Source organism: Burkholderia sp. Leaf177, from assembly GCF_001424345.1.
In the GTDB taxonomy this organism is placed as follows: domain Bacteria; phylum Pseudomonadota; class Gammaproteobacteria; order Burkholderiales; family Burkholderiaceae; genus Caballeronia.
Map to the genome: position 1 here is coordinate 24,310 of NZ_LMPF01000022.1, position 24,108 is coordinate 48,417.

General features: G+C 56.5%; 19 protein-coding genes, 1 pseudogene and 1 riboswitch. Of the genes and pseudogenes, 8 read left to right on the forward strand and 12 right to left on the reverse strand.

The features are described 5' to 3' along the window. Positions 1–76: 76 nt before the first annotated feature. Positions 77–985: a LysR family transcriptional regulator gene (locus ASG35_RS19040; RefSeq protein ID WP_056361046.1), complete on the forward strand. Its 909-nt coding sequence runs from the start codon at positions 77–79 to the stop codon at positions 983–985. On the opposite strand, the gene ASG35_RS19045 is transcribed toward ASG35_RS19040, so the two are convergent. Beyond that, a complete protein-coding gene (locus ASG35_RS19045; RefSeq protein ID WP_056361049.1) occupies positions 972–2,054 on the reverse strand; it encodes a sulfite oxidase in 1,083 nt (360 codons plus the stop codon). The genes ASG35_RS19040 and ASG35_RS19045 overlap by 14 nt on opposite strands. A gap of 118 nt (positions 2,055–2,172) precedes the next feature. Next, positions 2,173–2,289: riboswitch (Fluoride riboswitch) on the forward strand. Positions 2,290–2,379: 90 nt separating this feature from the next. Here ASG35_RS19045 and ASG35_RS19050 point away from each other — a divergent pair. From ASG35_RS19050 to ASG35_RS19055, 3 genes are all read left to right on the forward strand, one after another. Continuing rightward, complete coding sequence (locus ASG35_RS19050; protein ID WP_056361053.1) at positions 2,380–3,684, forward strand: voltage-gated chloride channel family protein; 1,305 nt, start codon at positions 2,380–2,382, stop codon at positions 3,682–3,684. Next, complete coding sequence (locus ASG35_RS30860) at positions 3,681–4,067, forward strand: DUF190 domain-containing protein (protein ID WP_082508472.1); 387 nt, start codon at positions 3,681–3,683, stop codon at positions 4,065–4,067. The genes ASG35_RS19050 and ASG35_RS30860 overlap by 4 nt, the downstream gene beginning before the upstream one ends. A 76-nt stretch (positions 4,068–4,143) precedes the next feature. After that, complete coding sequence (locus ASG35_RS19055) at positions 4,144–4,371, forward strand: hypothetical protein (RefSeq protein ID WP_056361056.1); 228 nt, start codon at positions 4,144–4,146, stop codon at positions 4,369–4,371. Positions 4,372–4,721: 350 nt separating this feature from the next. Here the strand turns inward: ASG35_RS19055 and ASG35_RS19060 are convergent. The 3 genes and pseudogenes from ASG35_RS19060 to ASG35_RS19070 form a co-directional block, all read right to left on the reverse strand. Further along, positions 4,722–5,369: pseudogene (locus tag ASG35_RS19060) on the reverse strand (isochorismatase family protein). 530 nt (positions 5,370–5,899) lie between these two features. After that, on the reverse strand, positions 5,900–6,883 hold the full coding sequence (locus ASG35_RS19065) for a hypothetical protein (RefSeq protein WP_056361059.1): 984 nt from the start codon (positions 6,881–6,883) through the stop codon (positions 5,900–5,902). A gap of 904 nt (positions 6,884–7,787) precedes the next feature. Next, positions 7,788–9,686 (reverse strand): potassium transporter Kup, encoded by a 1,899-nt coding sequence (locus ASG35_RS19070; protein ID WP_056361062.1) that lies wholly within the window; start codon positions 9,684–9,686, stop codon positions 7,788–7,790. A 62-nt stretch (positions 9,687–9,748) separates the two neighbouring features. On the opposite strand from ASG35_RS19070, the gene ASG35_RS19075 reads away from it, so the two are divergent. Further along, positions 9,749–10,504, forward strand: coding sequence for a ParB-like protein (locus ASG35_RS19075; protein WP_162244420.1), 756 nt, complete (start codon positions 9,749–9,751; stop codon positions 10,502–10,504). Positions 10,505–12,933: 2,429 nt separating this feature from the next. Here ASG35_RS19075 and ASG35_RS19085 read toward each other — a convergent pair. From ASG35_RS19085 to ASG35_RS19105, 5 genes are all read right to left on the reverse strand, one after another. Further along, complete coding sequence (locus ASG35_RS19085) at positions 12,934–13,509, reverse strand: hypothetical protein (protein WP_056361068.1); 576 nt, start codon at positions 13,507–13,509, stop codon at positions 12,934–12,936. Next, on the reverse strand, positions 13,485–14,147 hold the full coding sequence (locus ASG35_RS19090; RefSeq protein ID WP_056361071.1) for a response regulator transcription factor: 663 nt from the start codon (positions 14,145–14,147) through the stop codon (positions 13,485–13,487). The genes ASG35_RS19085 and ASG35_RS19090 overlap by 25 nt, the downstream gene beginning before the upstream one ends. Next, entirely contained in the window at positions 14,144–14,605 is a 462-nt protein-coding gene (locus ASG35_RS19095; protein ID WP_162244421.1) for a hypothetical protein, read from the reverse strand. The genes ASG35_RS19090 and ASG35_RS19095 overlap by 4 nt, the downstream gene beginning before the upstream one ends. A gap of 310 nt (positions 14,606–14,915) precedes the next feature. Further along, positions 14,916–16,043: a VIT1/CCC1 transporter family protein gene (locus ASG35_RS19100; protein WP_056361076.1), complete on the reverse strand. Its 1,128-nt coding sequence runs from the start codon at positions 16,041–16,043 to the stop codon at positions 14,916–14,918. Between the two features lie 130 nt (positions 16,044–16,173). Further along, on the reverse strand, positions 16,174–16,737 hold the full coding sequence (locus tag ASG35_RS19105) for a cytochrome b (protein ID WP_056361081.1): 564 nt from the start codon (positions 16,735–16,737) through the stop codon (positions 16,174–16,176). Positions 16,738–17,058: 321 nt separating this feature from the next. On the opposite strand from ASG35_RS19105, the gene hpnI (ASG35_RS19110) reads away from it, so the two are divergent. Next, on the forward strand, positions 17,059–18,276 hold the full coding sequence (gene hpnI, locus ASG35_RS19110; RefSeq protein ID WP_056362083.1) for a bacteriohopanetetrol glucosamine biosynthesis glycosyltransferase HpnI: 1,218 nt from the start codon (positions 17,059–17,061) through the stop codon (positions 18,274–18,276). 35 nt (positions 18,277–18,311) lie between these two features. Further along, complete coding sequence (hpnK, locus tag ASG35_RS19115; protein ID WP_056362086.1) at positions 18,312–19,193, forward strand: hopanoid biosynthesis-associated protein HpnK; 882 nt, start codon at positions 18,312–18,314, stop codon at positions 19,191–19,193. 1 nt (position 19,194) lies between these two features. Here hpnK and ASG35_RS19120 read toward each other — a convergent pair whose 3' ends face one another. From ASG35_RS19120 to hpnJ, 3 genes are read right to left on the reverse strand one after another with little or no spacing between them, the layout of a single operon-like run. Further along, positions 19,195–20,208: a lysylphosphatidylglycerol synthase domain-containing protein gene (locus ASG35_RS19120; protein ID WP_082508519.1), complete on the reverse strand. Its 1,014-nt coding sequence runs from the start codon at positions 20,206–20,208 to the stop codon at positions 19,195–19,197. Positions 20,209–20,213: 5 nt separating this feature from the next. After that, on the reverse strand, positions 20,214–21,449 hold the full coding sequence (gene hpnI, locus ASG35_RS19125) for a bacteriohopanetetrol glucosamine biosynthesis glycosyltransferase HpnI (protein WP_082508473.1): 1,236 nt from the start codon (positions 21,447–21,449) through the stop codon (positions 20,214–20,216). Between the two features lie 31 nt (positions 21,450–21,480). Next, a complete protein-coding gene (gene hpnJ / locus ASG35_RS19130) occupies positions 21,481–22,929 on the reverse strand; it encodes a hopanoid biosynthesis associated radical SAM protein HpnJ (protein ID WP_327019652.1) in 1,449 nt (482 codons plus the stop codon). Between the two features lie 240 nt (positions 22,930–23,169). Here hpnJ and ASG35_RS31805 point away from each other — a divergent pair, with 240 nt between their 5' ends. Beyond that, a complete protein-coding gene (locus ASG35_RS31805) occupies positions 23,170–23,457 on the forward strand; it encodes a hypothetical protein (RefSeq protein ID WP_056361087.1) in 288 nt (95 codons plus the stop codon). Positions 23,458–24,108: the final 651 nt, after the last annotated feature.

Here is a 24,108-nt window from a genome sequence, read left to right on the forward strand (position 1 = left end):
ATCTACGTATCCAGAATAACGAGATTGTCGATATACTTAAAATACATATTACGTATCTCTCCCATATCAAATAGGCATGAATTTCGTTCACTTGCTGGCTTTCCACGAAGTCGCGCGCGCAGGCTCAATCAGCGCTGGCGCACAACGTCTGCACGTCAGTCAGCCAGCTGTAACTCGCGAGATCAGGGAGCTCGAGGAGCGTCTGGGCGTGACCCTCTTCGACCGGTTGCCACGAGGCGTTGCGCTCACTCAAGCGGGTAAAACGCTGCAGGAATATGCGACCCGGATATTCGCGTTGTCGGAAGCAGCGGAACGCGAGTTGACCGAACTGGCGGGATTAACTGCAGGTCAGTTGCTGATCGGGGCGAGTGCGACCGTCGGTGTATATCTGGTGCCCGCAGTGATCGCGCGGTTCAATGTCCTTTTTCCCAAGGTCACAGTGGAGCTGACGGTGGCCAATACCGAACAAGTCGAACAGGGACTCCTGGCACACACTTTCGGACTGGGCTTTATCGAAGGCCCCTACGATGCCGCCGTCTTCGATGCTAACGTTATCGGTGCGGATGAAATCATTGCGGTGGCTGGAGTCGGGCATTCACTGGCGAAGCGGAGTTTTGCCGCATGCGAACTGGCCGACAAAGCCGTGATCCTGCGCGAGCTCGGCTCCGGAACGCGGGCTGCCGTGGAAGAGGCGTATAAACGTGCAGGCTTGTCGATGACGCCACTCATGTCGGTCAGCCATACCGAGGCCATCAAGCGGATGCTGTTATCGGGCCAAGCCATCGCCTATGTTTCGTCGTTGAGTGTCGCAGATGAGATCGCGCGGGGCGATCTCGTCAGGCTAAAGGTCATCGGCGTCGATATCAAACGCTCGCTGCATGTGGTGTGGTTGAAAGGCCGGTCGTTTGGGCCCAGCACGGAGGCTTTCGTCAAACTACTCGATGAACAATTTCCCGCCCGCTTCAGCTCCGTTATTGTGCGGTGACGGTAATCCGATGCCACGCTGTACTTAGATAGCCTTTGAAATTCCATACATCGGCTACCTGCGATACCTGGGTCTGCCCGGCCGAGTCCCATGCCCGCACTGAAAGTTCATGCGTGCCCTTCGGCAGCGCCAGCTCGGCGTTCCAGAGCGTCCAGCTCCACGGGGTGCCAGGCTCGACGTGGAGTGCGGCTTGTGTCCACGTGACCCCGTCATCTGACGACACTTCTACGCGCGCTACCGATGTTCCCGTCGCCACGGCGTATCCGGCGACCCGGACAGGACCTGCGCACAATGTCGCTCCTTCGTTCGGTTCGCAAATGGCCGAGTTCAGCGGCATATCGTTGATCGTCGTCCCGTTCTCCCAGTCCGCGCTGCTTTCATCGACGGAAGCGGGGAACAATTTGTACTCGCGTTGCTGCATGTGATTGTCCGAGGGTTTGTCGCGCACCTCGATCGATGCCAGCCACTTCGGACTGCGCACGCCCGCGTAACCCGGAACGACCACGCGCAACGGATACCCATGGTCCGGGCTCAACACTTCGCCGTTCATTTCGTAGGCAAGCAGCACATCGCCGGATAGCGCTTTGCTCGCCGGAATTGACACACCATAGCGGAAGCGTTTGCCTTCTGCTTCGCAGTCGTCGCACGCTGCAAATACCACGTGCATTTCTCCACCGGACATGATGCCGGCCGATTCGAGCACGTCCTTGAGCCTCACGCCGGTCCAAACCGCATTGCCAATCGCCCCCGGTGCCCACGGGTCACCCGAGACGGGTTTCACCGACAGCAGGTCAGCACGCCGGTTTCCAGCGCATTGCATCACCGCACTGACGGAAACGCGCTCAAAGCGGCTTTTGAGATCGTTCAGTGAGAGGCTGATCGGACGGCTTACTCGGCCTGAGACCGAAATCCGGTGGAGCGTCTCGTCAATTACCGGCACATTGCCGTGGTTGCGAACGTAGAAGTCGTCTTGAATCGTATGCATGCCGGCGATCAAGCGCTTGAGTGCAGGCTCTGCGTTGAGCGGCGATGTGGAATGGATTCGCTTGTCGAGCGCAGCTGGTGTCATTCGTATCTCCGGCGTTGAATCTGCGTTTGGGAAGAGGGGCTACGGCCCTCTGCGCAGTGCAGGAAGCGCGCCCGGTGCGGAATTCCCGCTCGACAGCCCACTCCGAATTCTTTTACAATTGCGCTACGGAGATGGCATTCCTCCTGCAGCTCATCGCAAACCGCTGGATTAGTTACGTAGCTGACTTATCTGATTGAGTCGCCTAATTAAGCCAGCTAATGATGCCTACGCGTTCCTGGGTCAGGAATCCGTAGGCATGCGCGTTCGGCGCACTTCCCTCGCGGCTTTCGCCGCCCAGGTTTGAGTTCTTCAAACTCGGAAATTCATGAAACGTTTCGTCTTTCCCGAGCAGCTCCTAATGCTGCCGCATGTGGCGCGCTGGCTTTTGCTGTCGGGTCTCGTCGGTGCCTTGGCGGGAAGCGCCTCAGCCTTGTTTCTTTGGGCGCTCGATATCGCCACGAACACTCGCGTGGCGAACCCCTGGCTCATCGGGCTGCTGCCCGTCTCCGGCTTTTGTGTCGGCTGGGTTTACTTGCGGATCGGGGCCAGTGTCGAAGGCGGAAATAATCTGCTGATCGACGAGATCCACGATCCGAAGAAAATCGTTCCAAAGCGCATGGCGCCGCTGGTGTTGATCGCAACGGTGATCACTCATTTGTTTGGTGGCTCAGCGGGGCGCGAAGGCACGGCTGTGCAGATGGGCGGCGCACTCGCCGATCAGGTGACACACCGCTTCGGCCTTAGCCGCGAGGACCGCCGGATACTGCTAATGGGCGGCATCGCAGCAGGATTCTCGTCAGTGTTCGGCACCCCGCTCGCAGGCGCGCTGTTCGGCCTCGAGGTCCTGGCGATTGGACGTTTGCGATACGACGCCTTGCTCAGCTGCTTTGTTGCGTCAATTTCCGCCGATCTGGTTACACGCGCCTGGGGAATTCATCACACGGTTTATGCGATCCCGTTCATTCCACCGGTCAGCCTGAGCGGATTGGGATACGTGATCGTGGCGGGGATGATTTTCGGGATCACGGGGATGCTGTTCGCCGACGCAACGCATCGTCTGTCGGGGTTGATCAAGCGAATCGTCAAGTACGCGCCGGCCCGTCCGTTCGTGGGTGGCATCGCCGTCGCGCTTGCTTCGTTGATACCAGGAACATCGCCGTTTCTTGGGCTTGGCATACCGACAATCGTGGAAGTTTTTCACCGGCAGCTTCCACTCTACACGTCGGTCGGAAAATTTGGCTTTACCGTGATCACGTTGGCGTCGGGCTTCAAGGGGGGCGAGGTCACGCCACTCTTTTACATCGGCGCGACGCTCGGCAACGCGCTCTCTCACGTTCTGGCCCTGCCCTTTCCAGTCCTCGCCGGGCTCGGTTTCGTCGCCGTATTTGCCGGCGCCGCGAACACGCCTATCGCCTCGACGGTCATGGCCATCGAGTTATTTGGGGTCGATATTGGTGTGTATGCAGGGCTTGCATGCGTGGTGGCCTACTTGTTCTCCGGGCACACGGGGATTTACCGGTCCCAACGCGTCGAGCACAGCAAACATGCTGATCTGCCACGCGGTATCCGACTATCTGAACTCGCCGCACTTCGCCGACAAAAATCAACCGCCAACACGGAGAACAAATGACACCGGACCTCCAAGCGGGTAAGCGCAAGATAATGGTGCTCCGTCTTTATTTTCCGCACGCGGCGCGCGTCGCCCATAGCCGGTTGTGGCACCACCTGAGCCGGCCGTCACTAGCGAACCACCTGCTCCATCTTGCAAAGAAAGACGGCGTCGACCAGGCCCTAGTGCACCTCGTGGATGCAGGCTATCTACACGGAGATACGAGAATTCGTCATCGACATGTGGAGCACTCGCACCGCAATCTGCCGCAATGCCTCGAACTTATCGACACGGAAGCTACGCTGCGCGCATTCTGCAAGACGCATCGGCACCAACTGGCATTGGCGCGCGTGCTTCTGCTCCCATGCGAAGTAATCGACGACCACGGCTTGGGACTCGATTGATGTCGGTTTTGCATTGCTTAGTTATCGCCGAAGTTTCTCAAGTGAAAATACGATCTTGAATCAACGGAGCTTACGCATGAAGAAGATCAACCTGTTGCATAACGATCCCGAAGTCATCGATCCGTCGGACCCGTCCTTGGGGATGCGTGGGTCGATCGAAATCGATGGCAACGATTGTGGAATATGGGAACAGCACGACAACGGCACATGGACTGCAACGCTAAATACTGGAGATGAGACCGTCCTTCGCGCAGATGGCAAGGACTTACTTATCGGCATGATCGCCGACCATTGCCATTGCTGAGCTCCAAGCAATCGACCGAGGCGCTTGCGACGTTGACTAAGGGAGTCGTCCACTTTGCTCGATTTGACATGATGTTTTTACCGGCGACAACGCGAAAGTCCTGCATGGATTAGGTGGCGGTATCGGTCGTACTTTGCTCAAGGGTAAGACGCGGGACCGCGATTGACCCTACTCTTTCTGAAGTGCAGCGGTTTCCGGCAGTCATTAGCCTTGTCGTGGCAGGTCCCCACGACGCGCGTATCGCATATGGCCCGGCTCAATCGCAATTTGTCGAGTTGTTTCGGCGACCGGCGCAAACGCGCATTTCAGGCCGACAGTCTATTCGACTGTCAACCGATCTTACTTGTGCGTCATTCCATCCAATGCACGACTTCGTCAGTAGTCACCACACCGTGCGCGAGAAACGCATAGTTGATCATCGCCGCCTTATATCCGTCGCCCCAAACCGGATGACGAGGTCCGGCAGTGGCGTCGCTACCAACATGTACCTCGAAGCCCTGTTCGAGCAGATCACGCAGATGTGACTCGACGCACATATTGGCGAGCATGCCTCCCAGTACCACCTTTCTCACTCCTCGCTTGCGTAGTTGAAGGACCGGATCGTTGGTTTGCGGTCCGAAGACCTTGTGCGGACTCACAACAACCGTCTCACCGTCGTTGATGTACGGTTTGAATTCGTCGAGCCAGTCAGCGCCGGAGCCTTCAAATCCTTCCAGACTCAACTGACCACTACGCGCAAACGTGCCGGTAGCGAATTCATCTGCCTCCAACGGTCCATTGATTTTTCATACACGATCAGTCGGGAAAAAGTAATGTGGCGAGATAAAGACCGCGAACTTCGCGGACTTTGCCGCCTTAAAGATTCGCAACATGTTTTCTACCGTCTTGTTCTCTGTCACGCTTGCTCCCACCGCGCCCCAATTCTTGCCACTCTTGCTTAAAACATCGACTTGCGGGTCGATGAAAACCACGGCTGTCTCAGTTCGATCAAAGGACACTTCGGACCTCCCTTAGAGTGTTGACGGCTACCCGTAGTCGACCCCAGCCTGTCCGATCAGATTAGGAAACGGCGGACTGAAATGCAACGACGATCTGACAGATTTCGATGGCGCATCCAAGTTCTTGCGCGGGGGCGCCGGCCGACATGGCGTTTGAAGAATTCTGTATGTTGGCGCCGCGGGCATGCTATTAACAGGCTAACGATTGAAAAGTCAACGCGACCGATAGAATCAGGCTGCAAAATGCAATCTCCGAGATAGCCTCTCCGCGACGAGTCCTGCGAGCCCTTTCCATCTGGAGGCAACACTGTGACTTTCCTGCCGGACGCAGTTAAAGTCCGCTATCGAGAGACGAGGCGACGCCCGAATTACCGACCAATCGCGCGAACGAATGGCGGCAGATGGCCGATTGCGGGCAAACACTGACAGACAGGGCGGCCTGCCGCTTATCGTATCGTAACCGGCGCAGGCCGTCCCTCAGGCGACATTCACAGCCCTCGGAAGGGCCACTGGCAGCCGAAACACTGCCTTTACTGTACGGCCGCCGGTCTAACGTTCTCTAGCCCTTTTGCCCCTATGCATCTGAGGAATAGTGAGCCAGGTCCGCTGATTGACCCGGCGGGAAAATGGTAGCGCAAGCTGAGATTGGAAAACTCAAAGTTGTAGTCAATTGAAAATTGCCCATCGATCAAACGTTCTGCAACCCGAGTTGCACTTGTTCCTGAAAATTGCCCCCTTACCGCCATATGATCGTCGCCTGTTGGCAGAACACCATAGCCGTCGGCGCCACTAACATCTGCTGAAGTTAGGATCAGCCGTTGAGCGGTGGCCAATGGTTCGGCGACCCAAAAACGAGTTGACATGCTGGCGCAATTCGGGAGCCCTTGTTTTCCTTGAACGCATTGATCGCTAGGCGCATCAATTTCGATCCCAAGCTTTTTGAACCTCCCCCCGTGATCTCCGGTCATCACCAACCGGCATACGTCGCCGTTTCTGCGGATGTCCTTAGAAAACGATGCGGCTACATCAGCATGGAGGATCTCGTGAACGCTTTCATGAGCTAGTTTGGCGGTGGCTTCACTAGCCGATATGGCAGGGTGCGGGTCCATAGAAATGTGCACCCCTTTTAGCTCGCTTTTAGTATCAGGGCGACCGCCTGCGCGAAAGTTTGGGCTGAGAATCTGAAGGTGCGTATCATCAACCCATCGAAAAAGAATGCTCGGATCGGGCTCAGCGAGATCAATTTGAGTCTTCGAACCCTCATAGCGTTTTTCCACGACGATAAGTCCCGTCGCGCAACTTCCACCGCAACCACCGACCATGAAGTTTTTTGCGACTAGCTGACCATTCGGCGATCTGTTGGAGCTAAAAAGTTCTTCACCCGGCGATAGGAACGTGAAGTAACCCACAGTTAGCAGAAAAACTACAACAAGAACGGTCACTATTTTTTGCAAATGAGTATCTTGCGCTTTTAGCCATTGCTCCTCGCGCAGTGAAGTACGTGGCGCTTTCATTAAGAGGTCACTTGGATGTCGTTGGCCTTGTAACTGGCGGCAATTGCCGATTGGAATACATAGCTCCGTTAATATCAGTTACGGACGAAGTGGCAACTGCGGCGACAACTGAAATAATAGCGAGTTCCTTCACCAAGCATATTACAAAATCTCGATTGTTATTTGCTTGATCGGACCTAACAACTCCGTCTACGAATTTGTTGGATTGTCAGCGAATGAAAGTCCTTTCTCGAGCGCCTTATCGTTCCGTGTGCAGCAAAGTTCGACCCTTTAGGGTTTCTCAACTTTCCCAACGTCAACATCCGCGTTTATTGTGAGGATCCTGCCGACCTTGCCGCCGACCTTCTGGAAAACTTACCGCCGCCTCCTGCTCAAACGCCAGTTTGTTTTCTTCTTAGACGACTGCCGATGAGCAGCGGCTTAAGCGGAACTGAATTCTGCTAGCGAGGTTCAACGCGTTAAATTACTTGTTGGTCGGCTGGTCTGCGCTTTTTCCTTGAGACGTAAGCCAATGTAAATGCGCCAATTGGAAACATCATCAATATTACAGAAATCATTAATAAAACGTCCTAAGGTGCCTCTAATCCTATTCGCGATTTTCGCGTGCATCCTGCTAGCGCTCGCGCAGTGATGGAAACTCAACGACGCCTCGGACGCCTTGATAGCGATGTACCTTGGGACCAGGTCCCTTTGGCGGGAGGACCGCCTAATATATCCCCTTCACCGTGTCGACCTGTCCGAAGCTCTGGTTAGTGTTTTTGCATGTTCAGTTCAATCCCGACCTGCTCGATTTGAAATTTGAATAACCGGTCTGGAAAACACACAATAGGTCTGGCCGGGTGCGAGGGTTCATTCGTTAGCTGCGTGCATCGCAACGCACGCCGTCCAGTCAACCGCGAGACAGTCAAATGTTGATTTGACCACCCATCTCGACGACGCGGTTCGGCGGCAAGCTGTAGTACTCAGCAGCCTGCGCCGCATTGCGACCAAGAAATGCAAATAGCTTCTCTCGCCAAAGCGCCATGACGTGGCTTTCGCCAGTCGCACGAATGGTGTCGCGAGCCAGAAAGAATGAAGTGTCGCCGACGTCGTAACTCCAACCAGGTATCTGTTTTTCCAAAAATTTTAAGAGTGCCGGGACGTCCGGTATTTCCATGAACCCGTGGCGCACCGTGACAGCATAACAACCGTCGCCAAGCTCCTCCACGACAGCCCTATCCGTCTTCTTCACATGAGGTACGTTGTCCGTTGTGCCGGCCAAAAAAATATTGGTTTTATGCAGCACCCGATTGTGCTTCAGGTTGTGCATGAACGCGGTCGGTGTCATACCAGCTACGCCACCAGGGAAGACCGCGGTACCCTCAACGCGAGCAGGTGGGTGACTACTTCTGCATAACGAATGGATAATTTCCTCGAGAGGTAGATTTTCGGCTTTCATCCGTTCGATAAGTGTTTCACGCCCACGATGCCACGTCGTCATTACCGTAAATAACGCAGCGCCTGCCAGGAGAGGAAACCAACCGCCATCCAGTACCTTGCTGACATTGCTCGATACGAACATCGCGTCGACGACGGCGAGCGGTCCAATCACAATCGCCGTCATCAACGGCTTCCAGTGCCACAAGCAGTGGGTGATGAAGTACATAAGCAGGGTTGTCAAAAGCATGGTCGATGCAACAGCGATGCCATACGCCGACGCCAGGTTATCGGACGATTTAAAGAAAACCACCAGGAACACGACAGCCGCGTAAAGCGAAAGGTTAATAAACGGGACATATACCTGCCCTATTTCATGCGTCGATGTATGAACGATGGGAATTCGGGGTAAAAATCCGAGCTGCACCGCTTGCTTGGTCATGGAGAACGCCCCAGAAATGACCGCCTGGGACGCGATGATGGTCGCAGCCGTTGCCAAGACGACAAGCGGCACGAGTGCCCATCCGGGCGCCGACTCGAAGAACGGTTGTTGCACAGCCTTCGGGTTCGAAAGCACGAGCGCCGCTTGACCAAAGTAATTCATCACGAGACTCGGCCACACGAGGAATACCCAAGCAAGCCGAATCGGTTTTTTTCCGAAGTGGCCCATGTCCGCGTACAGGGCCTCGCCACCCGTAAGAGCCAAGAAAACAGAACCAAGTACAACAAATGCGGTTCCGGGACTGTGCGCAACAAATTTCATCGCGTAGGTAGGAGAAGCCGCCATGAGAATACCCGGATGCTGGGCAATATGAAGCACGCCCAGCGCGGCAAGAGTAATGAACCAGACCACCATGATAGGGCCGAACACTTTCCCTACCGCGCCAGTCCCACGCTTCTGAATGGCGAACAAGCCAGTGAGGATGAGAAGGGAAATCGGAACAATCCAACGAGTCAGGTTGGCGTCGACGAGCGTCACGCCTTCGACGGCCGAGATGACCGAGATTGCCGGCGTAATCATGGAGTCACCATAAAACATGGCCGCGCCGAAAACGCCGAGTGTTAGCAGGACGCTGCGCAATTTTGCTGGTGCAACGCCGGACGCAAGTGCCGTGAGAGCAAGAATGCCACCTTCCCGGTCGTTGTCAGCGCGCATCACGAAGCTTACGTATTTAAGCGTAACCACGACGACAATCGACCACAAAATTAGCGATACGATGCCGAAGACGTTAGGCTGGGTAACACCGCCGGCGGCTTTCAGGCACTCCCTCAGCGTGTAGAGCGGACTTGTTCCGATATCTCCAAAGACCACGCCGACGGCGCCCAGAACCAACCCGGGCGCTGCTTTACTCATCTTGCCTTTACTGCTTAAAACTGATGCTGACATGTGGCTTTCTTCCCGTTGGTGTCATCAGCTCTGCGAGGTGGCGCTTAGGCTACTCGATTCCAGTGGAATGGACCAACAAAATCGGTCGCAACGTTGAGACCGATTTATTCAATCACGGTGCCTATCGCACCGCTAACTTGATGGCCATCGTTTCATCCAGTACGCTCGACGCCTTCGGTAAAGAAAGGATGAACGTCATGGGAAAGATTTTAAGGCTGGAGCTGCAGCAAATTCATCCGACGCAAGTCACAGCTGGAATGCTCGAAATTGAAGAGAAGCGCAAGCACTTCGCTTCGCTCTCCGCGGACGAACTCAAACATGCCCTGAAGGCGACGCCTATACCGGTGGTGGTTGGTCGCAATGGCACGCACTTCGCGACCGACCACCACCACCTTGCGCGCGCACTTTCCGATGCACAGATTGAACACGCTTACGCCGAGATTATCGCGGACCTCTCAAGTATTAAAGGAGACGCCTTTTGGCTTGAAATGGCGACCAAGGGATGGGTGCATCCCTACGACGAATTCGGACTATTGCATGGAGTTGCGGCTATTCCAACTCACGTGTCGGGCCTTATTGACGACCCATACCGCAGCCTCGCCTCGTTCGTACGGGATGCAGGTGGCTATACGAAGACACCAGAACCCTTCGCAGACTTCCAATGGGCAGCCTTTTTTCGGACCCGAATTCGTCTTTGGACTACGACATTCGAATTTAACGCGGCAGTGCAGCAGGCCGTTCATCTGGCAAAAAGTCCCGATGCCCTCGTGTTGCCCGGATTCAATGCGCGCTCAAAGGTCACAAGGTCGAAGCCATAAAGAAATCAGTTGGCGACGTCCGCACTACTCCTTATTCGTTGGCAGCGGCCGGGGCCATCCGGCGCCGCCGTCAACAAGCATGGCTGCATCGGCGCAGGTATGGTCGACAGAATTTCAAAGGTACGCTATCCCGATAGCGTACCGCTCAACTGGCGGCGCTGCGGCTGATTCGCCCTCATTCCAGCGCCGACCGGCAAACAAAAAATCTGAACGCGCCCTAAGCATGTGGAGCGGGCGGAGGAATTGACGGAGGCATCTCCGGCAGGTGGCCCGCAACGAAGCAGCAACCTGGGTTATAAAGCTGAGGAACCTTAGTCCTTCCTGGCAGCGAGGACGTTAACAGTCTTCGTCGTCTCTATGACAGCGGCGTTCGTTGCCCCTTCGCCAACCATTGTCGCGCCTCCCGCGATTGTCCCAATCATCACGACGATATCTATCTTGGTAACCATAACCATAGGCGCCCGGCGGCTGACCGTACACAATGGGTGGCGCTTGGTAGACCACCGGAGGCGCCTGGTAGACCACCGGCGGCGCCTGATAAACAACCGGCGGCGGGTACGATTGATAAGCACCTTGCGATGCATAGGGCTGGTAATAGACAGGTGGAGGCGCGGCGTAAGCAGGGCCGCCGAAGTACACACCAACGCTTGCGTGCGCCTCGGCTATTGTCGATGCGCATGTAGGGGCGGCTGCCACTAGAAGCAATAAGAGTGCACGTTTCATGGTTAACTTCCTGAGCATTTTTCGCCAGTTCACTACGGTATGACGGACAACACTGCAGTAGCGTATCCGTTTGTTTAAACGGTGTGTGAAAGCGCCTATGGGCTTCTGTAACTGCCGGTAACGCTTTGGTTTCTCAGGTGCGTGAACGTGCTGCCACGGTGGTCGCGGCGCCTGAAAGTCGAGCGGAAGGGCTTCCGCCCGAACCCGAAGAGCTAACAAAAAAATGGGGCAGTGCCTGCGTCCAGTGGACGGTCGTCGTCCATTATTCCCAGACCGGGTTACCAATGATTCCACCTGCCAGCAGCTCCGCGAAAAGCGCCCAACGTCCCGCCGCCTGGAGGTGCCGATGCAGGACCAACGCCGGCCACGCCGATTACTGCATCGCCCTCGCGGTCAGTCATATGGTTTGCATGGGCTCACGCCGACTAACGTCGATACACCAGAAGCGCGATAAGTGACGTATTCGTCGTTCTATTCAGATAAAAGTTCTAGAAACTCGATAGTCTTGCGAGTTGCCTAAGCGAACTCGCCGCCAAGCCAAACGGCGATAGACTTTCGAAACTTATTGTGACGATTTCGAGGCCTGCGCGGCGCTCTGCCTTCGCGTTTGCGCAGCGGCGTCCTCCTTCGCCTTCTGACTCGCCATGTGATGTCCAACGAGGCATCCACCCGCAGCGCCAACTACCGCGTGGCCCTTTCCGACGAAGTGACCGCCGACACCGCCTACCGCAGCTCCTTTTAAACATCCCGCAGCCTGCGCTCGTCCCGCAGTCGCGACAGCGAGGACAGATATCGCAAACATCAACATTTTTATTTTTATCTCGCGTCCCATTTTTAAGCAGTTTAAAAAACCATGAAAGTCGTTGGGAACAAGCTCAAGGTTTGATGCAAACCTGCAGCTCGAAGCAACTTTCAGCCAATGGCTTCGAATTCACGCATTCTTAACGTTTCATAGCCCCGAGTGGATGACCTCCGGACATCGAATATTGCAACAGGATGTTGCAATGAAACTGCTGTACATTCATTTTTGAGGGTAAGACGGTGACTTAGCTTTAGGACTTCGCCATGATTCCAGCATTGCAAAATCGGTCCTAGCCGGTTGTGAGGACGCAGCGCATCAAGGCCAAATTTTCGAGCAAACGCAGGACGCGGAATGGATGGACCGGACACCGAATACTGGAGCTCACCCGCGGGACGAAGTTAGGCGACCAAACAGTGGAACCCGATAAGACATGGCCGTGGCGTTGACGGGCCTGACATCGCTTACGCGAGTTACATCGTGCTCCTACTTAGCAGAACTGGGTGTCCTCGACCCACTGCTTGAGCGTTGGAAACCGAACGATGTACCTGTCCTAAATTCCACGACCACTTGGGTGTTGGTAATACCTGGCTGAGTTTCGCCTCAATGCCGTCACCCTCCCGAACGTGCGCGAGCGCAGCGACTGCTCGACGAGCGAACGCGTACGCGTGAGGCCATTGCTCAAGGCAGTAAAGCATTCGCGCGCCTGCGCCCGCCTCTCCGACACATCCAGCCGCTCTGCCTGCAGCAAGCGGCGTAAGCGGCGAGCGCAATTCATGCGCTGCGTCGGCTGTGGAACGCTCTAGAGCGCAACCGAGTGGGCAACGCGCGCGAGCATGCGGTTATCGGCAACAAAAAATGGCACGATCTCGGCCGGAAGCTGCGGGCCGCGTGTAACCCGTATTTCTCAAAGATCGTGTTCAGGACGGACATCAAGTTTTCCGGCAAGCCGCGCGAGGGGCATAAATATACGCCTCACCAACAAGAACACGAGGCCGGCCAACATCGGCGCCAGTACAAGAAACGGAATCAATGTAGCGGCCGCACTATTGCGGGCGATTTCGTTTCTATCGGAAGTCTGCTGGCCAACAGCTACGCGAGTAACCGGCGCCACTGTGCGGACCACAACGCGCCATTCGCGGTCGCCGAGAGTCAGCGTCCTCATGCCATCAGGCAGGGGTGGGGGCGAGTCGAGCAGGCGGTGCATGTTGACGTTGCCTGGCTTTTGCACTACAACCTTCGCCTCCGGCTCGAACTCCGGCACATAATGCACAGAGCCTTCCGCCATGAAGTCCACATTTTTCGCCGTGACAAGCGTAGCCACTTCCTTTAGCTGCTGATCCTGGATCTCGTTGGTTTCGTAGAACGCGGCCTTGAAAGAGAAGATGGCCGCTGCGACAGCATTCAAAACAACGGCAATTGCGAGCCACGTGGACAACCGCAATTGGAGCGACTGCCCTAGCCGTCTTTCGATACCATCCATCCGACACCCCTAACGTTTTTAATCGTATCGCTGCCGAGCTTTCGCCGCAGCGAGTGAATCAGAAATTCGACTGCATTGCTTTCAACTTCTTCGTTACAGCCGTAGATGCGGTCCTCGAGTTCCACGCGCGACAGGATCGCACCAGGACGGATCATTAACGCGTGCAGCAGCGCAAATTCGCGCCCGGAAAGCCGTAACGTTATCCCTGGCGAGTGCGCTTCATGCGTGGCAGGATCCAACGATATGATGCCATTCGTTAGCACAGGCGCGGCGACACCGGCACGGCGACGCACAATCGCTCGCAAGCGCGCAAGCACTTCGGACATTTCGAACGGTTTGAGGACGTAGTCATCGGCGCCGCTGTCCAAGCCGCGAATACGGTCGGCGACCGCGTCGCGTGCGGTGATGATCAGTATAGGGATGCAATTGTTGTTGGCGCGAATGACGCTCAGAACGTTCATTCCGTCTACCTTTGGCAAACCAAGGTCAAGCAGGACGGCTTCATATGAGTGAATCATAACTGCGCTCAGCGCCTGCTGTCCGTCGCGCACCCAGTCAACACCCCATGACGCTTCCTTCAACGCGTCCTTTACGACCTCGCCGATCATCCAATCGTCTTCAACCAATAGCACTCTCATCGGGTATCCCAGAACGCGCGGCACGTGCCGATTGCCGCCATTCCGACTTGCCGCATCTTCAGCATTCGCTCACCTGCGGTGTGGACCTCTTGCAGATCGCTGGCAAGCCGATCGAACAACGCGCTCAGTGCGGACGGCGAAGACGTCGTCAAAATAGCGGCCGTAAGGTTGTCGAAGAAATCGCGTGTGCTGATTTGAGCGCGCGCCGTCGCAATGACGAAACCGGTTGCGTCGTTGGGTGCGCTTTTAACCGCGCTATTGGCGGCGGCATCCACGCGTCTCAAGACATGCTCGACGTACGAACGATTGTAAGCCGCAGCGAAAACGGCGCGTTCGCCCGCCGCCCCGCTTACAGCGCACAGCGCTTGTTGCGCGAGTGCGGCTGCAACATCGAATGCATCCGTGGTTTCTCGGATGCGATCGGCCAAGTGCGCGCCTATTGCTTTACGCGTGCGCATGGCCTCCTGTGCAGGAATTGCGACGCCGAGCAAAATCCCGGCGATGGCTCCTATCCCATCCAGCCAACCGTTTGACATGACCCCCTACCTTCGAACCTGTTGAAACATTGTGCTTGCAACATGCCGCTGCGCGGCGCGTCGGCGGGATATGGGTGGGCCGACCTATCTCACCGCGACAATCGGGGTTTGTATTCATTTGTTGGCCTCCCCACTTCGAAGCCGACCCACACCTCAATAATAGGTTCAGGAAGCGTAACAATAATTAGCAGGGGCTTACATAGCATGCGCAAAGCATCCGGGTTAGTTGATCTCACGACATCGATACACCCAACAACTTGCCGACACCGAACGTAAAGCCTGCGGCTACCATGCCTATCAAAATCTGCCTTACCGCTGAATACACTGCCCCTCGGCCGTTGAAAAGCGGCGTGAACACGCCGATGGCAGCTAATTCCACACTGCTGAGCACGATGCACTGGATAACCCCGCTCACGCCGTCCCCCCAGACAAACGGCAGTGCGGGAAACACGGCGCCAATCGAAAATAAAAAGAACGAAACAAGGCCTGCGGTCCACGGATTGCCGCCGAGTTCGGCTGGGTCGAGTCCGAGCTCCTCGCGAGTTAATGTATCGAGCGCTTTATCCTTGTCCCGCATAATCTGCGCTGCGACGCGCCGTGCTTCTGCTGCGTCGAGCCCCTTCGACTGATAGATCAGCGCGAGTTCGTGTCGCTCGGCGTCAGGCGTGTGTTCCAATTCGTCGGCTTCTTTCGCGATCTGGGTACGCGCGAGTTCGCGTGCATTTGTAACCGACAACCATTCTCCAAGCGCCATGGAACACGCGCCGGCCACGAGTCCGGCAAAGGCAGTCAGTAAAATGGTACGGGCTGGTGCTCCCGCCCCTGCGACACCCATAATTAGGCAAAAATTGGACACGAGCCCGTCGTTCACACCAAGTACCGCCGCGCGTAAATCGTTACCCGACGATACCCCTCGATGCCACGATTCGGCCGCTGCAATCTGACTGCCGCGCGACTGCCCTGATGCCCCGCGATTTGCCACCTCCTGCACGATGCCGGCATGACGATGCTCTTCCTCCGACATGCCCACGGCGTCTGGCTGACCGGCATATTTGTCCCGATCTGCGTACTCGGACGCAGCGACCGTCTTGAGCACGAAGTCCGGACCGAAGACTCGCACCAGCGCGCGCATCATTTGCGTCTTGGCGCTTGCCCGATGCGTGCGCACATTCACGCCGTTAGCGCGCAATTTCTCGGACCAGACGCGCGCATGGTCGCGCTCCGATGCTGCGAGTTCCGAATAGACCTGTTTGCGTTCGCTATCGCCTTCGGCGCCGGCAAGTGTTTCGTAGAGCGCGGCGCTGTCGAGTTCATCGGACAGGTTGTTGCGAAATCGTTTGAGCTCCGATTTTGATGCCATGCTCGATCTCCGCCGCTGTGTGAATGAACGACTCGCAGAATAACGTTCATGCATGCGTCGAGACGCTATAACCCTTCGACCGCGGTTGAGTGCGAATGCAACTATTTCTCATCCCGCGTTAAGCGCTCCGCTATTGGCTTTCACGCGATGCGGAGAGCATGCGCCGAAGCGTGGCATCGCGAAGAACAAAATGATGAAAAAGCGCAGCCCCTGCATGCAATCCAACAAGCGCGAGCAGAACCCAAGCAAAAACACGATGCCAGTCGCCAAGCGAATGTCCGAATGGCGATCCTTCCGGTGTCAAGGACGGCAACGGCAAGAGGGTGCCCATAAAGGTCGGCCAACCTCTGGATGAAGCGTTGGCCCACCCCATCAGGGGCAGTGCGATCAGCAGAAGGTAAAGCGCCCAGTGTGTGAGGCGTGCAATAACCGCTAGCGTGCGGGGAATGTGTGGCAACTCGGGTGGTGCCGGATGGGTGAAACGCCATACGATTCGCAGGACCACCAGCAACAAGATCAGCATGCCCACCGACAAATGCCACGCGATCAGCCCGACGGGCTGGGTGCCGCGATGCACATCAGGCATGGTCCACGCGATCGTGAATTGGCCTGCGAGAAGAAGCACGGTTGCCCAGTGAAAGAAGCGTGCGGGGGCGCTATAAACAGACGGTGTGGTCGAGGAGTCCTGCCGCATATGAGTATGTCCTTATAGGTTTGGACGGAGCAACCTGAGCTCGGATACTTAGTTGAGACTTAGTGACACGCTTGCGCTTCACGATTTGCACATGGGATATCACAGTATCAGTCCATTTCACATAGCAATGCTTACGTTCACGCAAACCTACGTAAGCGCGCGCTAATTGTATTCGATGAATGTCTATTTATGATCGGACGCAGCCAGGTTCAATCGAGGTGTTGGCGAGTCGCCTCCCGACCTGATGACATCCTGGATTCCTGGTCATTCGTGCCTGCCGGCGCGATGAACGGGGCCCTCAACGATTTGACGGGGATCGCGATGACTTGGACGCCGCTGCCCGCGACGGAATGGATTCTGATTGCGCTATGCTGTCTTTCGGCGTGCTACATCACCGTGGTTGCACTCGTTCGACACGGATGCGCTGCTCCAATGATGAAAGGCGCCGTTGCGGCAACGCCGCGACCAGTCAGCGTGCTTAAACCGTTATGTGGATTTGAGCCTCGGCTGTACGCGAACCTCGAAACTTTCTGTGAGCAAACCCATCCCTGCTTTCAGCTCATTTTCGGTGTGTCTTCGCATCGCGACCCGGCTGTCGCAGTGGTGGAACGATTGCGAGTCATCTATCCCGACGTCGATATCACGCTAGTTGTGGACGCAACACTCCACGGAGCGAACCACAAGGTCAGCAACCTGATCAATATGGAGCAGCACGCGCGCCATGACGTGTTTGTCATGGCCGACAGCGACATCGCGGTTCAGCCGGATTATCTGGTGAAAGTCACTGCGCCGCTTGAACAACCGAGCGTTGGAATTGTGACTTGCCTGTATCGCGCGCGCCGGGTCGGAAACTTCTGGACGCGCCTGGGTGCACTTTTTATCGATGAATGGTTTGTGCCGTCCGTTTATCTCGCTCATGCCACCGGTTCGCAGCGCTTTGGTTTCGGCGCGACGCTCGCCATGCGCCGCGAGACCCTGGATACTATCGGCGGACTAGCGGCGGTGAAAAACTGCGTCGCCGACGACTATTCAATCGCTCACGAAATTCGTCAACTGGGGCTATGCACTTATTTGTCTGAAGTCGTTGTTTCGACCGACGTGACCGAGCGTGATTTCGTCTCGCTCTGGCAACGCGAGACCCGCTGGCTTCGCACGATCCGAACAGTTCATCCACTCGGCTTTGCGTTTATTCTCATCTCGTTTTCATCTCCTTGGCTGCTGACGAGTTTCATTCTCGGCCTCGGTGATGACGCAAACGGCGGCTTGAGCTCGGCAGGGATGGTAGACATGCTTGCGGACCTCTGCACGTCGCTTGGCGTCAGCGCGCGCGTCTTGTTGCATTGGCGCCGGGCGCGTGACTGGCGCGCTTTTCTGCGCGACTTGCCGCTGATTCCTCTGCGCGATTTGCTCTTGTGGGCCGAGTGGGTAGTCGCAGCATTCGGATCGCACGTGATATGGCGTGGGAGCCGAATTCGCATTGATGAGAATGCTCCGGGCAAAAACCAGCCGGATGGTCCCGAAGCCTTTGATCGAACCTAGCAGCGTGAAAAAAAGTCCGCATGAAAATGTTGCGCATGCCATTAGACACTCGCCTCGCAAGCACTAGCCGTGTATCGCGCGCGCTTATCATCACCGCCGACGACTTTGGCTTGCACCAACGCGTCAACGTCGCCGTGGAGCGTGCGCACAAACACGGCGTGTTAAGCGCGGCGAGCCTCATGGTCGGCGCAAATGCAGCGGCAGACGCCATCGAACGCGCGCGGCGGACACCGGATCTGCGCGTGGGTTTGCATCTGGTCCTAGCAGACGGACAGGCAACGCTGGCGGCAACGGAGATACCCTCCTTGGTCAATCGCAACGGGCGCTTCGGCGACGCGATGGTCCGGGACGGCATACGGTTCTTCTTCCTGCCGCATGTACGCGCTCAGCTTGAACGCGAGATTCGCGCGCAATTCGAGGCGTTTGCTGCAACCGGCCTTGCGCTCGACCACGTGAACACCCATAAGCACTTTCACCTCCATCCGACAGTGCTTACGATCATCCTCAAGGTTGGCCGCGAGTTTGGCATGCGTGCAATGCGGCTGCCTCGCGAAAATAATATCCCTGCCGCGCTGGTTCCATGGATATCGCTGGTCAATGCACGGCTCGACCGTCACGGCATTGCGCACAACGATCGGGTCATTGGTATCAACCAAAGCGGCCGGATGGACGAGGCAGCGCTGATCAAAGCGCTGGAACACTTGCACGATGGCGTCACAGAGATCTATTTGCACCCCGCAAGCGCTGACGAAAGCGCTGCGCCCGTAACGCCATCGATGGCCGGCTATCGCCCGGCCGATGAACTCGCCGCTTTGCTCTCACCGCGCGTGGCGGCAGCGGTGCGCACCACCGGCGCTTTGCGCGGCGGTTTCGCCGATGTCTTCGCACATGCCACACGCGTCGCGCACACGTCGTAAGTCAGGGACTGATGCGCGCGCCGGCGGGACGGCTTTCTGGAGGATAGGATGCGCCGGTTGCTTCAGCGACTTGCCACGCGACCAGTCCGGGTAGGAACATGATGAGGTCGCGGATGCGCCGTGAGCCCGCAAGCGCGAGACTTGTTGCCGGATCGAACCCCAATGCGCCACCGATCAGCACGAACCCGCCTTCCTGTACCCCGAGCGCGCCGGGTATGAAAAACGCAGCGCTGCTCACAGCCTGAATGAGCAGTTCCAGCACGACCGCTTTCCCGAAACCCGCCGTAACACCGAGGAAATACAGCGCAAGCCATAACTCGAGTGCAGTCAGCAGGCACTGAACCGGCTGCCAGAAAAAGACATATCGGAGTATGACGCCGCGGCGGCGCCAAATCAGTTTCATCGATTGATCGATACGGCCAGAGTGCCCAACGAGTTCGGCAAGCTGACCGCCGCACATCCGGTTGACGAACCGTGCCATGCGTTCAAACGGACGCGCGTGCTGAACCAGTGCGAAGAGAATGAGAAATGGCGCGAGCACGGCCGCGCCAAGCGCGAGTTCGGCGGACAGTCGCAGCATGCTCGAACTCGACTGCGCCGCAAGATACCCGATGCTGCCAAGCGTGAACACGAGCTGGCTAATGACGGTCAACTGCATATCGACAATGATGCTCGCCGCTGCTGTCGCTGGGCGCAGCCCACGGCGCGCCATCAATCGGAACGACACGACTTCGCCGCCAATCCGCGCGACGGGCAGCATGCTGTTGACCGACTCGCGAATCCATACGAGGTGCAGCATGCGGCACAGCGTGGGCCGGTTTGCCCCGCGAATCAGCGTTTGCCAGTCGCGCGAGTTTGCGATCATGGGCAGCACATGCGCCGTCGCCGCGATAGACAATCCCCACCCAGCCGTGCGCATGAGCGCGACCACCGCGCCGGGGTTCTCGTGCGCGACCAGCCATACCGCGGTGATCAATCCGGCGAGCGCCGCCGCGCCTCCCAAATAACGCTTCACCACATTCATTCCTCGGTGACCGGAACCAGCAAGCCATCCCGTCCCACCGTGAAATTGAAACCACGCCACACTACACGCGATGAAACAAAACTCAGCAGGTAGACCGCGAACAGCACAATATCCCAGATCGGCAACAGCGCGATGCCCGCAGCCGGTCGCCTTAGCGCCTTGTTCATCTGAAGCTTGAGCGCAAGCCGCGCGATGATTGCCGTACCGACGGTGGTCCACGCCCATATTGCGCCGCCCGACACCACCACACTCAGCAAGGCAAAGGCCAGCGGATGCGTCAGCACCGAACCCAGGTGACCGGCAGGATCGATGGTGCGGATCGTTCGGCTCCATCGCAACTCGTGCGCGACAAATTCAGCCGCGTTTTTTTCCACGCACGCATGGGTCACCGCAAATGCAGGCACGACGACTTTCTCCCCGGCAAGACGTACCGCCTCGCCAATGGCATGGTCTTCGGCAAGATGATGGACGAACTGCGAAAAGCCGCCAATTTTCTCGAGCGTAGCGCGGCGCATGGCGAGCGTCTGTCCGAAACACGGCTGCGCCAGACCTGATGCCAGTCCAAGTACAACGCCCGGCAGGAACTGATAATTGCTGGCATCGGCTGAAAGACTGCCCCAGAAACCGGTGTCGGGTTTCCCCCAGTACAAGCACGTTACAAGACCCACGCCAGGTTGATGCAGCTCCCCGACCACGCGTCGTAGATAGTTCTGCTCCACGGCCACGTCGCTGTCCGCGAAGACAAGGATATCGTGACGGGCCTCGGGCAGCATGTTGAGGACGTTGCTCATCTTGCGGTTCGGCCCGTACAAGCGGGCGTCGGACACTACGGTGATGTCCGCATCCGGAAAAAGCCCGCGTACGTGGCGGACCACGTCGAGCGCAACGTCGCGTGAATCATGCACGCCGAACAGAAACTGGATAGGCCCCGGGTAGTCTTGCTCACAGAACGAAACCAGGTTTTGCATCAGCGCGAGTTCCGCGCCATGCAGCGGCTTTACGATAGTCACCGCGGGAAATGTCGTGGCCTCGACCACCGGTCGCGCAAAAAAACGCCTCACCAAAAAGGTAGCGACCACGGTGTAGCTGACGCCGAAGACCACGCACGACGCGGTGATCCACATAGCGGGGCCCTGCACCCATTGTGCGAAATCGCCCGGAAGCAGATAGGCGAGCAATGCCGTCGAACATAGCATCGCGACAACGCAGGCAATCCAGAGGGAATGCTTCATCGCCCAATGCCGAGCCGGGGTACACGAACCCTCATGCTTTGTGGGCTCTGAGGAAGCTGAAGAACTCAACGCCTTCGCGCAATCGCCGACTCATCATTTCCCAGCTCATGAGCATTTCCCGCACGATTTCCCAAATCTTCGACGGACGGAAATAGAAGCGCTTATAGAAAGTCTCAAGCCCGTGATAAATCTCATCGCGCGACAGATGCGGATAGCCAATCGCCGCAAGCTGAACACCCTTCGAACTGACGAGATTAATGACCTTGTTTTCCTGCATCCAGCCGTTTTCTATTGCTTGCTTATAAAGCGTCGTGCCCGGGTATGGCGCGGCAAGCGACACCTGGATGGTATGCGGATTGATTTGCTTCGCGTACTCGATGGTCTTTTCGATTGTGTCGCGCGTCTCGCCTGGCAGGCCGAGGATGAACGTGCCATGGATTTTGATGCCGAGCTTGCGACTGTCCTCACTGAACCGCCTCGCGATATCCGTGCGCAATCCTTTCTTGATGTTGAGAAGAATCTGGTCATCGCCCGATTCATAACCCACTAGTAAGAGGCGAAGACCATTCTCCTTCATGATCTTCAGCGTGGAAAAAGGGACGTTCGCTTTTGCGTTGCACGACCATGTCACGCCGAGCTTGCCGAGCCCCCGCGCGATCTCTTCAACGCGCGGCTTGAAGTCGGTGAAAGTATCGTCGTCGAACATTATCTCCTTCACTTCAGGCATGTTGTCGCGAATCCATTTCACCTCTTCCAGCACGTTATCAACCGACCGTGTGCGGTAACGGTGCCCGCCAACGGTTTGCGGCCACAGACAGAACGTGCATTTGGACCGGCAGCCGCGACCGGTATAGATTGATACATACGGATGCTTCAAATATCCAATGAAATAATTTTTGATTTTCAGATCGCGTTTATAGATCGGCGCGACGAACGGCAGTTCGTCCATGTTTTCCAGTATCGGGCGTGCTTCGTTGTGTTCAAGCGAACCATCCGCTGCGCGATAGCTCAAGCCCTGGATATTGGCCAAGGGAATCCCCTGCGCAACATCGCGGCAAGTGAAATCGAATTCTTCCCGGCACACGAAGTCGATAGCATCGCTCGCCGCCAGCGAATTATGCGGATCGACTGCGACCTTCGCACCCACCATGCCGATCACTACAGTCGGGTTCTTCTTTTTCAGGTCTTCGGCAAAAAGCGCGTCAGTGGGGAACGAGGGCGTGCTGGTATGAATGACAACGAGTTCATAGCCGGCCGCAATTTCAAGCGTGTCTGCTACCGACAAACCGTCGGCGGGCGCATCGAGTACGCGGCTGTCCGGTACCAGCGCTGCGGGCTGCGCAAGCCACGTGGGATACCAGAATGATCGTACTTCCCGCTTGGCCTGATAGCGTGATCCGGCTCCGCCATCGAAACCATCATACGAAGGCGCTTGCAGAAAAAGCGTTTTCATGAACACTCCGGGTTTTACCGATGACATGTTTGCTTGAGGTAATACGAAAGGGATTGTCTCCACGCTATTCAGCATGACTTATTGATGCCATACAAACGTGTGGCGTCGGGCCGAGTTAGTTAACACGTAAGGCGCCACCGGCTCTGAGACGTGCCGTTGCCGATGGCAGGATACTTGAACAATGGCTGTACTAACTTAGCGGGAAATTACGACTTTCACCAAACCGAAAGCTAGAAGTTGCCGACATCGGGTCAAGAAAGAGCTCAGTTGAACGCTTATCTCTCCTTCGCGGGCGCGTTCGATCCGTCGTTTCGCTATAGCGACGAACGTGGATTCGTCCGGAACGCATCTGGTACAAGCGGCAAGCAGCCGCTGAGTTGGTCCGCTGCCGGCCACCGCTACGCCACGGTAGCAATGGACGCTTTCCGCAATGGGTTGTGCGGTTTCAAAGTAAACGCTCTGTCGTTCGTGAAGCATACTGCATTGACGACGAGATATTTGTGGATGGAAGTGACAGCATTGAGTAACCTTCACGTGTGCACCGAAACGCAATAACCCTTTGATCGCACTTGAGTGCGAACGCAAGTATTTCTCATCCCGCGTTTGGCAGCCTTCTATACGCTATGACGCGATGCAGGTAGCATGCGCCGAAGCGTGGCATCGCGTAGCACAAAATGGTGAAAAGGCTCAGCCGCTGCATGCAAGCCTACAAGCGCGAGCTGAACGCAGGCAAAAACCAACTGACAGTCGCCGAGCGGATGTCCGACTAGTTATCCTTTCTGCGCCAACACAGGTAACGGCATTACGATTTTCAGAAAGCTGTGCCAACCTACGGATAAAGCGGTGCGCCCGCCCATCAGCTGAAGGGCGATCAGCAAAGAATAAAGCGCCCCGTGTGTGAAGCGCGCAACCGCCGCGGGTAGACAGGGAATGCTTGGCAATCTTTTGAGGCGGCCGATGGGTGAACCGCCATCCGATTCGCATGCCCACCAGCATCAATATCAGATGCCAACCGACACATGCCATGCGATCCCAAACTGCCCCACGAGAAGCAACACGGTTACCAAATGGACGAACGCGCGAGCCTGTTATACGCAGACGGTATCGTCAAAAAATTCTGCCGCATGTGTGTTTGTCCTCGTATATCTCAATCGAACAACCTGCAGCCGGATACTTAGTTAAGACTTAGTGACAAGAAAAAGCGGT

What these genes read in the sequence shown, in the direction of transcription:
- ASG35_RS19095 (WP_162244421.1), bottom strand. Translation starts at nt 14,605, where the DNA reads ATGCGCACGCGTAAAGCAATAGGCGCGCACTTGGCCGATCGCATCCGA.
- ASG35_RS19070 (WP_056361062.1), bottom strand. Translation starts at nt 9,686, where the DNA reads ATGTCAGCATCAGTTTTAAGCAGTAAAGGCAAGATGAGTAAAGCAGCG.
- ASG35_RS19040 (WP_056361046.1), top strand. Translation starts at nt 77, where the DNA reads ATGAATTTCGTTCACTTGCTGGCTTTCCACGAAGTCGCGCGCGCAGGC.
- ASG35_RS19065 (WP_056361059.1), bottom strand. Translation starts at nt 6,883, where the DNA reads ATGAAAGCGCCACGTACTTCACTGCGCGAGGAGCAATGGCTAAAAGCG.
- hpnI (WP_056362083.1), top strand. Translation starts at nt 17,059, where the DNA reads ATGACTTGGACGCCGCTGCCCGCGACGGAATGGATTCTGATTGCGCTA.
- ASG35_RS19045 (WP_056361049.1), bottom strand. Translation starts at nt 2,054, where the DNA reads ATGACACCAGCTGCGCTCGACAAGCGAATCCATTCCACATCGCCGCTC.
- ASG35_RS30860 (WP_082508472.1), top strand. Translation starts at nt 3,681, where the DNA reads ATGACACCGGACCTCCAAGCGGGTAAGCGCAAGATAATGGTGCTCCGT.
- ASG35_RS19100 (WP_056361076.1), bottom strand. Translation starts at nt 16,043, where the DNA reads ATGGCATCAAAATCGGAGCTCAAACGATTTCGCAACAACCTGTCCGAT.
- ASG35_RS19090 (WP_056361071.1), bottom strand. Translation starts at nt 14,147, where the DNA reads ATGAGAGTGCTATTGGTTGAAGACGATTGGATGATCGGCGAGGTCGTA.
- ASG35_RS19105 (WP_056361081.1), bottom strand. Translation starts at nt 16,737, where the DNA reads ATGCGGCAGGACTCCTCGACCACACCGTCTGTTTATAGCGCCCCCGCA.
- ASG35_RS19085 (WP_056361068.1), bottom strand. Translation starts at nt 13,509, where the DNA reads ATGGATGGTATCGAAAGACGGCTAGGGCAGTCGCTCCAATTGCGGTTG.
- hpnI (WP_082508473.1), bottom strand. Translation starts at nt 21,449, where the DNA reads ATGAAGCATTCCCTCTGGATTGCCTGCGTTGTCGCGATGCTATGTTCG.
- hpnJ (WP_327019652.1), bottom strand. Translation starts at nt 22,929, where the DNA reads ATGTCATCGGTAAAACCCGGAGTGTTCATGAAAACGCTTTTTCTGCAA.
- hpnK (WP_056362086.1), top strand. Translation starts at nt 18,312, where the DNA reads ATGCCATTAGACACTCGCCTCGCAAGCACTAGCCGTGTATCGCGCGCG.
- ASG35_RS19050 (WP_056361053.1), top strand. Translation starts at nt 2,380, where the DNA reads ATGAAACGTTTCGTCTTTCCCGAGCAGCTCCTAATGCTGCCGCATGTG.
- ASG35_RS19055 (WP_056361056.1), top strand. Translation starts at nt 4,144, where the DNA reads ATGAAGAAGATCAACCTGTTGCATAACGATCCCGAAGTCATCGATCCG.